General features: G+C 44.6%; 11 protein-coding genes. 4 read left to right on the top strand and 7 right to left on the bottom strand.

Annotated elements, in window-relative coordinates; all coding sequences use genetic code 11:
* Positions 1 to 22: 22 nt before the first annotated feature.
* The 5 genes from JK188_RS12425 to JK188_RS17755 form a co-directional block, all read right to left on the bottom strand.
* Complete coding sequence (locus tag JK188_RS12425) at positions 23 to 286, bottom strand: helix-turn-helix domain-containing protein (protein ID WP_211887168.1); 264 nt, start codon at positions 284 to 286, stop codon at positions 23 to 25.
* Positions 287 to 468: 182 nt separating this feature from the next.
* Positions 469 to 1917, bottom strand: a complete 1449-nt coding sequence (glnG, locus tag JK188_RS12420) for a nitrogen regulation protein NR(I) (protein ID WP_211887170.1) — start codon at positions 1915 to 1917, stop codon at positions 469 to 471.
* A 9-nt stretch (positions 1918 to 1926) separates the two neighbouring features.
* Complete coding sequence (glnL, locus tag JK188_RS12415) at positions 1927 to 2976, bottom strand: nitrogen regulation protein NR(II) (protein ID WP_211887172.1); 1050 nt, start codon at positions 2974 to 2976, stop codon at positions 1927 to 1929.
* Between the two features lie 164 nt (positions 2977 to 3140).
* The gene (gene glnA / locus JK188_RS12410) at positions 3141 to 4550 is read right to left on the bottom strand and encodes a glutamate--ammonia ligase (RefSeq protein ID WP_211887174.1); all 1410 of its coding nucleotides are present in this window, start codon (positions 4548 to 4550) and stop codon (positions 3141 to 3143) included.
* 347 nt (positions 4551 to 4897) lie between these two features.
* Positions 4898 to 5644 carry a PadR family transcriptional regulator gene (locus JK188_RS17755; RefSeq protein ID WP_249216026.1) on the bottom strand — a complete coding sequence of 249 codons (747 nt, stop codon included), beginning with the start codon at positions 5642 to 5644 and terminating at the stop codon, positions 4898 to 4900.
* Between the two features lie 426 nt (positions 5645 to 6070).
* Here JK188_RS17755 and typA point away from each other — a divergent pair, with 426 nt between their 5' ends.
* From typA to fabY, 4 genes are all read left to right on the top strand, one after another.
* Positions 6071 to 7894 carry a ribosome-dependent GTPase TypA gene (gene typA / locus JK188_RS12400; protein WP_036948555.1) on the top strand — a complete coding sequence of 608 codons (1824 nt, stop codon included), beginning with the start codon at positions 6071 to 6073 and terminating at the stop codon, positions 7892 to 7894.
* A gap of 250 nt (positions 7895 to 8144) precedes the next feature.
* Entirely contained in the window at positions 8145 to 8759 is a 615-nt protein-coding gene (gene yihX / locus JK188_RS12395; protein ID WP_036948558.1) for a glucose-1-phosphatase, read from the top strand.
* A 55-nt stretch (positions 8760 to 8814) separates the two neighbouring features.
* Entirely contained in the window at positions 8815 to 9252 is a 438-nt protein-coding gene (gene dtd, locus JK188_RS12390) for a D-aminoacyl-tRNA deacylase (RefSeq protein ID WP_132496913.1), read from the top strand.
* Between the two features lie 26 nt (positions 9253 to 9278).
* Complete coding sequence (gene fabY, locus JK188_RS12385; RefSeq protein ID WP_036948563.1) at positions 9279 to 10202, top strand: fatty acid biosynthesis protein FabY; 924 nt, start codon at positions 9279 to 9281, stop codon at positions 10200 to 10202.
* Positions 10203 to 10298: 96 nt separating this feature from the next.
* Here the strand turns inward: fabY and JK188_RS12380 are convergent, their stop codons facing one another.
* Together JK188_RS12380 and JK188_RS12375 are read right to left on the bottom strand one after the other, a co-directional pair.
* Positions 10299 to 12092 carry an AsmA family protein gene (locus tag JK188_RS12380; protein WP_211887176.1) on the bottom strand — a complete coding sequence of 598 codons (1794 nt, stop codon included), beginning with the start codon at positions 12090 to 12092 and terminating at the stop codon, positions 10299 to 10301.
* Between the two features lie 125 nt (positions 12093 to 12217).
* Positions 12218 to 13606, bottom strand: a complete 1389-nt coding sequence (locus JK188_RS12375) for a uracil-xanthine permease family protein (protein ID WP_108478725.1) — start codon at positions 13604 to 13606, stop codon at positions 12218 to 12220.
* Positions 13607 to 13805: the final 199 nt, after the last annotated feature.

The following is a 13805-nucleotide window of genomic DNA, read 5'->3' as shown; positions in this document are numbered from 1 at the left end:
CTTTGTGTATATCTTGTAGTGACTACTTTTTATTAAGATAATGTAAAATAAATTTCTTCTCCGCTTCACTAAATATAAAAAAGCTTAATAAACTAATCTCAAAATAATCGGCGTATTGTTTTAGTTTATCGACGGGAATTCGCGCCTTTCCTTTTTCATATTTCAGCTGTTGAAATTCGCAAACACCAATTTCATCCGCTAATTCTTTTAATGACAAATGGTGATGTTCACGAATTAATTTTATTTTATGACCAATGATTTCGGATATTGTATGATTTTCACTCATAAGAAACCCTCAATGACGGTATATTGACAGAAGATGGCTATCGAACATCGATATTTTATTAATATGGTTTTCTTCGATGATATTTTATTGATGATCAATATTAACTAATTGAAAAGTTAACACGTTTTTTCGCGTGTTAACTTAATTAAATCATAGTTGGTAGATGGCGAGATTTCTAGAAATTACTCTTCAATTCCCAGCTCTTTCAATTTCCTCGTTAGAGTATTTCGCCCCCAGCCTAATAAGCGAGCTGCTTCTTGCTTATGTCCGTGGGTATATTTGAGGGCGCAATTGAGCATGGTCTTCTCTAATAACGGCATGGCGTCATTAAATAAATTTTGCTGGCCGGCGTTCAGTGCGGAATCAGTCCATTTTTCTAATAGATCAAACCACGCAAGGTTAGGATCTTGAGAATGGATGGCGGATGAAGCAGGATCTTTCGCTGACTTGTTGGATTCTTGCTTATTAAATAGATCGCTTGGTAAATCTTGCGGAAGCACCTCTTGGCTAGCTGCCATCACGGTTAACCAACGGCAGACGTTCTCCAATTGGCGCACATTTCCCGACCAAGAATAGCGTTGAAGAATTTTAATGCTGTCAGGGTGCAGAACTTTGCTTTCTACCCCTAACTCCTTGGCGGTATTTTGCAAAAAGTAATGGGCAAGACGAGGAATATCTTCAATGCGCTCGCGTAATGGCGGAAGTTGCACGCGGATCACGTTCAGTCGATGGAACAAGTCTTCGCGGAATAATCCTTCTTCCACGCGCTTTTCTAAGTTTTGGTGCGTTGCGGCGATAATTCGCACATCGACCTTAACAGGGGTATAGCCACCAATTCGATAAAATTGCCCTTCAGCCAGTACCCGCAATAAGCGCGTTTGCACATCCAGAGGCATGTCACCGATTTCATCGAGGAATAGTGAACCTCGATTAGCTTGCTCAAAGCGCCCTTGGCGAACTTGGGATGCGCCTGTAAAAGCCCCTTTTTCGTGACCAAATAGCTCAGATTCAATTAAATCTTTTGGAATAGCCGCCATATTTAAGGCGATAAAAGGCTCATTAGCACGTGGGCTGTGTTGATGCAACGCGTGGGCAACGAGCTCTTTACCAGTACCGGATTCCCCGTTGATAAGTACACTAATTGAGGAGCGGGAAAGGCGCCCAATGATCCGATACACCTCCTGCATGGCAGGGGCTTCGCCGATCATGGTAGATGAAATCACGGGAGCTTGCGGTTTGTCGCTTACTGCGCTGTTTTGTTCTCGACTATGGTTTAACGCGCGTTCCACCAAGGCGACGGTTTCATCAATATCAAAGGGCTTAGGGAGATAGTCAAAAGCGCCAGATTGATAAGCGTTAACGGCGGCATCTAAATCGGAATGCGCGGTCATGATGATAATCGGCAGTAATGGATGTGACTGTTTTAACTGGCTGAGTAAGGTAAGTCCATCCATGCCCGGCATACGAATATCGGAGAGCAATACGTCAGGGCGGTCATTGTCGAGGGCTGCAAGCACTGCATCAGCGCTGTCAAAACAGGTGCAATTAAGTTCGGCACTGTTGAGCGCACGCTCCAGTACCCAGCGGATTGAACTGTCGTCATCAACAACCCAGATTTTTCCCTTCTGCATGGCTATCTCCTATTTTTTGATGGGTAGATAAATAGAAAACTCGGTGTGACCCGGCCAACTGTTAAACTCAATTTTCCCCGCATGTTGATCCACTAGACTGCGCGCGATAGATAAGCCTAAGCCAGTGCCATCAGGGCGACCGCTGACCATCGGATAAAACAGCGTATCTTGGATAGCGAGTGGAATACCGGGACCGTTATCTTCAATATCAATCCGTGCGGCAAGGCGGTAGCGCTCCCCTTGCAACATCACCTGAAATGCGGTGCGAGTGCGCAAAGTGATGATGCCACCCGTATCGCCAAGCGCTTGCAAGGCGTTACGCGTGATATTGAGCAGCACTTGCTCCACTTGGTCTGGATAGTATTCCAGATCGGGGAGGCTTGGATCGTAATCGCGAACCAGTGTGACATTGTCCGGCTTTTCTAACCCGACTAAGCGCATCACATTTTCCACACTATGATGGATACTTTGCTCGGTTTTTGGTCCCGGATATTGAGGGCCTAGTAACCTATCGACCAACGCGCGTAGGCGGTCGGCTTGCTCAATAATCACTTGGGTATACTCGTTTAGCTGCGGGTCGGGCAGCGCCTTAGACAATAATTGTGCCGCGCCACGTAATCCACCCAATGGGTTTTTGATTTCATGGGCAAGTCCACGGATCAATTCACGGGCAGCAAGCTGCTGGGCATTTTGCGCTAACTCTTGGCTAAGGCGTCGCTGGCTATCCAATTGGGACAGCTCGACAAGAATAAATTGGTCGGACAGAGGCTGAGCACTCAATGACATCATGTGAGAGTGGTTATTAAGCACCAGTGTCACTTCGTTTTCGGTAAAGCTGTGGCCGGTTTTGAGGCTATTGAGCATCTGCTCATCATTTAATGAACAATAGTTGAATAGTAAAGGAAGTGGGGTGCCATAGAGCTTACGGGGGCTTTGTGCCAAAATTTGTAAGGCAGCATGGTTGGCATAATGGATAATTAAATCGTAATCCAGCACTAATACGCTATTAATTAAGGAATCGAGGAGATGTTCGGGGACAGGTAAATGCTCGGCTTTCATGTAATATTGCTCCTGCACTATTTTGGTGCATTATACGTTATTTACTGATTAACCGATACGTCGAAGCCAATATTTGCAGTTTATCACTCAGTGCAGAGAAAAGGCCCCATCCAAAGATGGGGCAAGTGCTTCACGGCAACAAAGACTATCAGTGGAACGGCGTGTTACGCACTGTAGTACATTTCAAATTCGAGTGGGTGTGGTGCCATACGAACGCGTTGGATATCAGCACGCAGTAATTCGATGTAAGCGTCGATAGCATCGTCAGTAAAGACACCACCACGAGTTAAGAACTCACGGTTTTTATCCAGTTCAGCCAGAGCTTCATCTAAAGAGCCAGCCACTGTTGGGATCTCTTTCGCTTCTTCTGGCGGTAAGTCGTACAGGTTTTTGTCCATTGCATCGCCTGGGTGGATCTTGTTGATGATGCCATCAAGACCTGCCATTAACTGAGCAGCAAACGCTAAGTATGGGTTAGCCGCTGGGTCTGGGAAGCGAACTTCGATACGACGTGCTTTCGTGCTTGCAACCACTGGGATACGGATAGAAGCAGAGCGGTTACGTGCAGAGTAAGCCAGCATGACTGGCGCTTCAAAACCTGGGACTAAACGCTTGTAGGAGTTAGTCGTTGGGTTAGTGAACGCGTTCAGTGCGCGAGCGTGTTTGATGATACCGCCGATGTAGTACAGCGCCATCTCAGATAACCCGCCGTATTTGTCGCCTGCAAACAGGTTCACGCCACCTTTAGATAAAGACATGTGGCAGTGCATACCGGAACCGTTATCACCAACTAATGGTTTTGGCATAAAGGTTGCGGTCTTGCCGTATGCGTGTGCAACGTTATGGACAACGTATTTGTAAATTTGAGTCTCATCCGCTTTTTTGGTCATGGTATTAAAGCGAGTTGCGATTTCGTTTTGGCCTGCAGTTGCCACTTCATGGTGGTGAGCTTCAACCACTAAGCCCATCTCTTCCATTGTGGTACACATAGCTGAACGTAAATCTTGTGATGAGTCTACTGGTGGTACTGGGAAGTAACCGCCTTTCACAGCTGGACGGTGACCTTTGTTACCGCCTTCGTATTTAGTGCCAGTGTTCCATGCGGCTTCGATATCATCGATGTGATAGTAGCTGCTGTGCATGCTGTTGCCGAAGCGGATGTCATCGAACACGAAAAATTCTGGTTCAGGCCCAAATAACACCATATCCGCAATGCCGCTAGAACGCAGGTAATCTTCAGCACGTTTAGAGATAGAGCGGGGGTCGCGATCATAACCTTGCATAGTGCCTGGCTCTAAAATGTCGCAACGAATGATTAAGGTATTATCGGCGTAGAATGGGTCTAACATTGCGGTAGATGCATCAGGCATTAATACCATGTCAGACTCGTTGATGCCTTTCCAGCCACCGATGGATGAGCCATCAAACATTTGACCTTCTTCAAAGAAGTCTTCGTCAACTTGATGAGCAGGGATAGTGATGTGTTGCTCTTTACCTTTAGTATCAGTAAAACGCAGATCAATAAATCTTACATTGTGCTCTTCGATTAACGATAAAACATGTTTAGCGGACATTCTCGGCTCTCCTGGTCGGGTCTAATCAACTTACGCAGCAATTAAGGTGTGCATGAGTTGGTTTATCTGGCTTCGCAAGATTAATGATTATTTCATTAACAATATTGCAAGCTCTCTAGGGTTATATAAGCGAAAAGCGTGCCAACTTTTAAAATCATCGTAAATGGGGATGATGACAAGAAGATGGCAATGATTAGGCTAAAAAACAGTCTATCACTGCGCTGTATTGGTGCAAGGAAAAGATTTGTCGCACCAATATGGTGCAATTAATGGAAAGCGGAAACAAAAACGGCGTAGTGCCATTGATTGGCGCCACACCGTTGGTATTTTTAGAGATATAAAAAGGTTTATTCGTCATTACTGTCAGTTAATAACGTGTTTACTTCTTCAATTTGTTTGACGGCATCATTGATGATCGCTGCAATTTGATGAGTTTGTTCTTCATTTAATTGCTTGAGCACCATTTTATGGCGGAGCAAGGCTTTAAAACGGCTCACTGCCATTTCGATATCTTCTGATAAGTTGCTGCCTTGCTGTAGTTCACGGGCTTTGGCTAATTTACGGCTGATAACGGCTTCAGTTTCTTTATTCTGCGCGAGGTGTTCAGTGCCTTCAGGCGTAATAGAGAAACTTTTGCGGTTGCGCTCGACAATTTGCGATTCCAAAAAGCCTTGTTCTTCTAATAGCGTTAAGGTTGGGTAAATGACGCCCGGGCTTGGGACATATAAGCCATTGGATGCTTCTTGGATGTCTTTAATGATTTCATAGCCATAGCTTGGTTTTTTTGCCACTAAAGAGAGCACCATAATGTGCAAATCGCCGTGGTCGAATAGGCGGCGTAAGCCTTTGCCGCGCCCACGACCGTGACGACCTTCGCCGTGGCAGCCTTCATCACGTCCACGACCGTGACGACCCTCGCCGTGACAGCCTTCACCGTGTCCACGACCGTGACGACCTTCGCCGTGACAACATTCCCCGTGGTCATGACCATGGCGATGTTCTTGGTGCTCGCTATTGTGGCAGCAGCCACCGTGTCCTCGTTGATGTTCGTCATGATGTGAGGCATAAACATGACGGCATTGATGTATTCTCATAGGAACCTCTGTTATTATTTCGATATATCTAAATTGCGTTGATGAGTTCACTTTATTCCGATATATCTAAATTGTCAAATTAGATATATCTAAATAATAAAAAATACATTGAAATGAGTGATAGACGAAGAAAGTTTATTTTTTATTCTTTTTTTCGGCTGCTAATATTTCCTTTTTAGCGTATTATCCTGCCACTTTGTGATTTCCTAGTGCTGATAATTGCTATTTTTTTGAGCATCTTTGCACGACGACGCAACTGAATGTTTTTTAGCTAAAAACTTTTTTAATAGTGATGGCTTTCACATTTATTCCACTTGTGTGGAAAAACGTGTAAAATAACAGCAAATTAACGTAGAAAGTATGCTTTGGGCATTACAACAACTCATAAAGCATATTCCTTTCCTGTCAATTAAACGGTAAAAATCCTTGTCAATTCAAAACTTAAGAAACATCGCCATCATCGCTCACGTTGACCATGGCAAGACAACACTGGTTGGTAAATTACTGCAACAGTCCGGCACTTTCGGTGAACGTGAAACTGTTGATGAGCGTGTTATGGACTCCAATGACTTGGAGAAAGAGCGTGGTATTACAATCCTTGCTAAAAACACCGCTATCCAATGGAATGGTTATCACATCAATATCGTAGACACCCCAGGTCACGCCGACTTTGGTGGTGAAGTTGAACGTGTTATGTCCATGGTTGACTGCGTTCTGCTGGTTGTTGATGCGATGGACGGCCCAATGCCACAAACTCGCTTCGTAACGCAAAAAGCGTTCGACCACGGTTTACGTCCAATTGTTGTTATCAACAAAGTTGACCGCCCAGGCGCGCGTCCTGATTGGGTTGTTGACCAAGTATTCGACTTATTCGTGAACTTAGGTGCTACGGATGAGCAATTAGATTTCCCTATCGTTTATGCATCTGCATTAAACGGTATCGCTGGTCTTGACCATACTGATATGGCTGAAGACATGACTCCACTGTACGAAGCTATCGTGGAACACGTTGAGCCACCAGCAGTTGATCTGGAAGGTCCATTCCAGATGCAAGTTTCTCAGTTAGATTACAACAGCTACTTAGGTGTTATCGGTATCGGTCGCATCAAGCGTGGTACTGTTAAACCTAACCAACAAGTGACTGTTATCGATAGCGAAGGTAAGACTCGCAACGGTAAAATCGGTAAAGTTCTGACTCACTTAGGTTTAGAGCGTATTGATTCACAACAAGCTGAAGCTGGCGACATTGTTGCACTGACTGGTTTAGGTGAGCTGAATATTTCTGACACTATCTGCCAAGTGGGTAACGTTGAAGCATTGCCTGCACTGGCGGTTGATGAGCCTACAGTTAGCATGTTCTACTGTGTTAACACCTCACCATTCTGTGGTAAAGAAGGTAAGTTCGTTACTTCACGTCAAATCCTTGATCGTCTGAATAAAGAACTGGTTCACAACGTTGCACTGCGTGTTGAAGAAACTCAAGATCCAGATGCATTCCGCGTTTCTGGTCGTGGTGAGCTGCACTTATCTGTTCTGATCGAAAACATGCGTCGTGAAGGCTTCGAATTAGCCGTTTCTCGTCCAAAAGTTATCGTTCGTGAAATCGATGGTCGTAAACAAGAGCCATTCGAACAAGTGACTTTGGATGTTGAAGAACAAAACCAAGGCGACGTGATGAAAGCGTTAGGTGAGCGTAAAGGTGACCTGCGTGACATGATGCCAGATGGTAAAGGTCGTGTACGTTTAGACTATATCATTCCTAGCCGTGGCCTGATTGGCTTCCGTACTGAGTTCATGACTATGACTTCAGGTACTGGCTTACTGTACTCCACATTCAGCCACTACGACGATGTTCGCCCAGGCGAAATCGGCGGCCGTCAAAACGGTGTTCTGATCTCTAACGGTCAAGGTAAAGCAGTTGCATACGCACTTTACAGCCTGCAAGATCGCGGTAAGTTATTCTTAGGTCACGGTGCTGAAGTGTATGAAGGCCAAATCATCGGTATTCACTCACGTTCTAACGACCTGACTGTTAACTGCTTAACCGGTAAAAAACTGACTAACATGCGTGCGTCAGGTACTGATGAAGCGACAACTCTGTCACCACCTATCAAAATGACTCTGGAACAAGCTCTTGAGTTTATCGATGATGATGAATTAGTTGAAGTAACTCCACTGTCAATTCGTCTGCGTAAGCGTCACTTGACTGAGAACGATCGCCGTCGTGCTGGCCGTTCTAAAGAAGATTAATCGTTAGTCTTTGAATTAAAATAGAAGGTGCCAAATATGGCACCTTTTTTTATGCCCAAAAATCGAACGATAGACAAATTTAGTCATATCAACGGATAAAATTTGTTTATCCAGACACAAACGTCATTCCTCTAGCCAATTTGCTTAATCGATAAATTGAAAAAATAACCTTAATAATCCTCAATTAGGGCTGTTCAGTTGCCTCAATAATGATTAAAGTAAATTTAATGAATAACTAAGAGGACAATTTATGCTGTATATCTTCGATATGGGTAATGTGATTATTGATATCGACTTCAATCGTGTATTTGATAAGTGGTCTGAACTAAGTGGTACCCCAAGTTCAGAAATCAAAAAGCGATTCACTTTTGGCAATATCTTCCAACTCCACGAGTGTGGCAAAATTTCAGATATCGAATTTGCTGAACTGCTCTGTGAAGAATTGGGTATCACCCTAAGCTTTGAAGATTTTGCAGAAGGCTGGCACTCAATTTTCATCTCACTAAGACCAGAAGTCATTGATATTATGGAGCGTCTGCGTGAGCAAGGTCATCGCGTTGTCGTGTTATCTAACACTAATCGCCTGCACCTTGATTATTGGCCAGAACACTACCCTGAAATTGCAGCGTCCTCTGACTTCCTGTATCTATCCCAAGATTTAGGAATGCGTAAGCCAGACCCAGAAATTTTCAAATATGTTCTGGAATCTGAAGAATTTGAAGCAGCTGATGCGGTATTCTTTGATGATGTAGAAGAAAACGTAAAAGCAGCGGAAGCACTTGGTATCAAAGGTGTTCATGTCTTGAATAAAGACACCGTTCCTGAATATTTTCGTACTTACGACTTTAGCGCCGAAGTCGAATAATCCAGTTCTTAATAAGGAGTAACGGCGACGTTACTCCTTTTTTTATCGAGTACCCATGATTGCATTAATCCAAAGAGTCACTCACGCGAGTGTGGTTGTTGATGAAAAAACAGTAGGGCAAATTGGCCCTGGTCTTTTAGTTCTGCTCGGTGTTGAAAAAGACGATGATGAGCAGAAAGCAAAACGCCTTTGTGAGAAAGTCCTTGGCTATCGTATTTTTAGCGATGAACAAGGCAAAATGAACCTTAACGTTCAACAAGCTGGCGGAAGCTTATTAGTGGTTTCGCAGTTTACGTTAGCCGCAGATACCAAGAAAGGGATGCGCCCAAGTTTCTCCGGCGGTGCGGAACCGGCGAAAGCGGATCAGCTGTATCAATATTTTGTTGAACAAAGCCGTGCACAAGGCATCGTGACAGAAACCGGTGAATTTGCGGCGGACATGCAGGTTAGCCTGACCAATGATGGCCCCGTGACTTTTTGGCTACAAGTGTAGAAAAATCGCTTAAGGGAGGGGGAGAGATGTACCACCTACGGACACCAAAAGATGAACTTGAATTCGCTGCATACTACCAATTTCGCTGGTCAATGCTGCGAGAACCGTTCAAACAACCCCTTGGCTCTGAAAAAGACGGTTATGATTTAACCGCTCACCATCAAATGGTGGTTGATGAAAAAAATCGTATTTTGGCCATTGGGCGCCTATATATTAATGCCGATAATGAAGGCGCTATTCGCTTTCTCGCGGTTAATCCTGTCATGCAAGGCAAGGGTTTAGGCAAACTGATTATTATGGCGCTTGAAACCATTGCAAGGCGCGAAGGTGTTAAACGCATCGTTTCCAGTGTTCGAGAAGAAGCCGTGCCATTCTTCGCCAAAATGGGTTTTGAACGTCGTGGTGAAGTCACTGGGGAGCTAAAAACCCCTGTTCGACACTATTTGATGATCAAACCGATTGAAACCCTTGACCAAATTCTCCATCGTCCGGATTGGTGCGGTGAGCTTCAACAAGCTTGGCACAAGCATATTCCATTAAGTGAAAAAATGGGTGTACGTATTGAACAGTACACAGGAAAGCGCTTTGTGACGACAATGCCAGAAGCTGGCAACCAAAATCCTCATAATACTATTTTTGCTGGAAGTCAGTTTTCTCTCGCCACGTTAACTGGCTGGGGAATGATTTGGCTACTGCTGCAAGAGCATCAATTAGGCGGAGAAATCGTTCTGGTAGATGCCAATATTCGCTACGCAAAACCCGTTAGTGGACGCCCAACCGCAGTGGCAGATCTCTCACATCTTAGTGGGGATTTAGATCGCCTCGCCCGAGGAAGTAAAGCGCGGGTAAAACTGGAAGTGCATGTGAGCAATGCAGAAAACCAAGTGGGTGCGGTATTTAGCGGCATATACATGGTGCTGCCAGAAACGAAAAAAGAGAAAAGCGAATAATGTTTTTAGGTGGCTGACTGTTTTTGGTGAAGAATCGAAAAAGCAGGCCATCTGAAGGGATGAGCCTGCTTTTTTATTGCTTACTAACTCACTGCTTTATTGAGTAACCATATCAGGAACATGCCTATCAACAGGGTAGGTATTTTCTGCTGGTACAGTGTGTGATTCTAGCTTGGGTTGGGATTCTGCTGATGGCTCTACGGGGGCGATGCCAGACGCCACATGGCCATCAACCACAGTACGCAGTTGAGCGCTTCCTTGAAGTGGCTTAGCGGTTAATTTTCCGTTGAGGCTTGATACTAGAGGTGATGCGAGTAAATCCCCTTGTAATGAAGCCTCGAAATCTCCCCACATTTGTGGTGAAAAGCCTGACCAACCCCATTGGTTTAAATCACTTAAATCAATGTTGGTGCCTGATGCACGTAATTCAAAAGGTACTTTATTTGGCTCTTGCTGTGCCAGTAAACCAATTTTTGCGATACCACGGTCAACGCTGCCACTGAGGCTTGCGGCGGCACGCCCATTACTTCCTGCAATTTCTAAAAGTGGACGACGGATCATCACCTGGTTGATGGTACCTGTATCGGCATTGAAAGTAGCCTGCCCCTTCCAGATTCCCCACTGTTTCTGTTTGATCAGGTCAACATAGCGAATGTTGCCGCTTAACGCGGTAAATTCGAAAGGAAATTTAGGTTGAATATTCATCAGCAAAGATTGCGTGACGGTAAAATTATCAATGGCGAATGTGGATAACCACGCTGGTGCGGGTTGAGCAAAGAACGACAGCCAATTATCTGGCAAGGTATACAGAACCCCAGCGAGCGTACCTTCAGTGATGGTCAGTGATTTATCGTTACGTTGCCAAACCGCACTGAGGTTAAAAATACCTTTGTTGTAGTAGCCGGAGAGCTTATCAACATTGAGGTTATCACCGTCAATGTTCAGCTCACCGATGAGCGTATCAATTTGCTGGTCTTGGATAACCAATTGATCGACATTGAAATTAATATGGCTTTTCGGGCTGCTCCAACTCCCTCTCACCAAGGCAATTTGATCGACTTCGCTGCTCAGACCCGACAGTGCCCAATCGCGCCCTTGAATATCTACATTGGTTAGTTGTAATTGGTTGATTTGCAATGTTCGGTCACTGTTTATTGCATCAAACAGCGCATCAAAGGTTAAGTCATTCTGCCAGCCCACTTTATTCATCGACAGGTTATCAATGGTGATAGAACCGTCAGCAAACCATTTTCCTTTGCCCGTGATCGCCCCATTATTGAGGTAGCCGCTGATTTGGCTAAAATCTGTTACCTTTTCTTGTAATTTCCCCGTGACCGCGACATTTCTAAAAGGGAGAGAATTCAAGGTTAATTGATTGGTAGTAAAGCGAAAATCACCATAACCAAATGAATTTTCAGTTGTTGGTTTCCATGGGGTTATACCCCCTGTAAATCCTGCGACTTGAACGGTGTTTTTGTCTTGAGTTAATTGAATCTGGCTATTTTCAAATTGTAGGACTTTTGCAGAAAGCGGTAGCGGCGATGTGTTCTCGGTAAAGTTTGCAGATAAGTCTCCTTGAGTGATGGTTAAGCGTTGAATAGCTTCGCCACTGAAAATATGCCGCCAATTGACATCCACCACAATTTGCCGAGCATCTAATTCTAGCTGCTTGTTGCTTGATTCAATCTTAATGTCTTGGAAAATAAATTTACCCGGATCGGAGAACTGATGTCCCATAATGCCGACGTTAATGTCGTAAGGCGTAAATTTACTCAGAAGTTGGCTGGCGTAACCTGCTCCCCATCGGGTTTGTAAGGCAATATAACAGGCAAGAAATACAATCAAAAGAAGCAGAAAAATATAGCCGAAAAACCTCAGTAACCCTTTCACGTTTGTCTGCTCCCTTATTAATCAGATAAAAATATAAATTGCCGATATGTTTAATATATCGGCAACTCAAGGATAGCATACAGAAGAACCGCCGGCGTGTTCAACTCTTGCGGCGGTGTAGGGAATTATTTTTCGTGAGGGAAAATCAGGTTCAGCACGATTGCAGTTAAACCACCTGCCGCAATACCGGATGAGAACAGGGTTTTCAGCCAGTCAGGCGCAAATTGCAGGATCAGTGGTTGTTGAGAAACCCCCATTCCTACGGCTAGAGACAATGCAATGATCATAATTGCGCGGCGATTGAGTGGCTCGCGAGAAACGATACGCACACCGGACGCAGCAATTGTGCCGAACATCACAATGGTAGCACCACCTAGAACAGGTTCAGGAATTTGTTGCACAAAACCTGCCACTGCTGGGAACAGACCCAGTAGCACTAGCATCAACGCCACTAAGTAGCCCACATAGCGGCTAGCAACACCTGTTAATTGGATAACGCCATTATTCTGACCAAAGCAGGAGTTAGGAAAGGTATTAAACACCGCTGACACCATAGAATTTAGTCCATTGGCTAATACGCCGCCTTTAATACGTTTCATATAGAGAGGTCCGCGTACTGGCTGCTCGGAGACATCTGACGTTGCTGTGATATCACCAATGGTTTCTAGCGACGTCACCATAAAAATTAGAATTAGTGGAATGAGTAAATTCCAGTCAAAAGAGAGACCATAATAAAAAGGTTCAGGGATCGTAATCAGAGATTGATTGGCATCACTGGCTTGCGTAGTTGGCAGCATATTCATCCACCAAGCAGCAAGGTAGCCTACTGCCATTGCAATCACTAATGATGCAACGCGTAAGTACGGGTTCTTCTGGCGAGTTAACAGGATAATGACGGCTAACACAATGCCTGCAAGAATGAGGTTATCAGGGGAACCGAATGTGTTATCGCTCAGTGCACTGTAACCCCCACCAATTGAGGTTAAACCGACTTGAATCAGTGATAAACCAATGATCATGACCACAACACCAGAAACCAGCGGCGTGATAACTCGGCGAGCTAAATGTAAGAAACGCGATAAGATAACTTCGGTCAGTGCTGCGACCATTAATGTGCCGAATAATGCCGCCATCATGGAAGGGATATCGGCTCCGCCTTGCTTGAGTGCAACTCCCCCCATAATCAACGGTGCAACAAAGTTGAAACTGGTGCCTTGAATGGAAAGTAATCCTGAGCCGACAGGACCCCACGCGCGGATCTGAATCAGAGAGGCGATTCCTGAAGCAAACAATGACATGCTGATGATTCGCTGGGTGTCATGAGCGGGTAGCCCAAGTGCTTGGCAGATAAGCATTGCGGGGGTAATCACCGCGACAAACATCGCTAATAGATGCTGTCCAGCAGCAAACAGCGCCTGAGGTAAAGGAGGCCTATCTTCAAGGCGATAGATCAGTTCGCTTTGGTTTTGTACTGTTTTTTCAACATTTTGTTCTTCAGATGCCGTTGCGTTCATTATTCCAATTCCACTAGCAAAAAGCGCATTTTAAAGAGAATAATACAAAAAGCAATCGGTTGCGCAAAAAAATTAAGGTGGATATTAAACTAAGAGCGTCACATTTTTATATGTTTTAACTTGTATTTATCGCGATTTTTTTTTCTAATCCATGCACCTGCTTTTGGCGTTTTAAGGAAAAAAATAACGTCTAATTAGT

This window comes from Providencia sp. JGM181 (assembly GCF_018257375.1).
GTDB classification, from domain to species: Bacteria; Pseudomonadota; Gammaproteobacteria; order Enterobacterales; family Enterobacteriaceae; genus Providencia; species Providencia lanzhouensis.
Note: the sequence above shows the minus strand (reverse complement) of the source record. Positions and strands in the feature narration are given on the sequence as shown.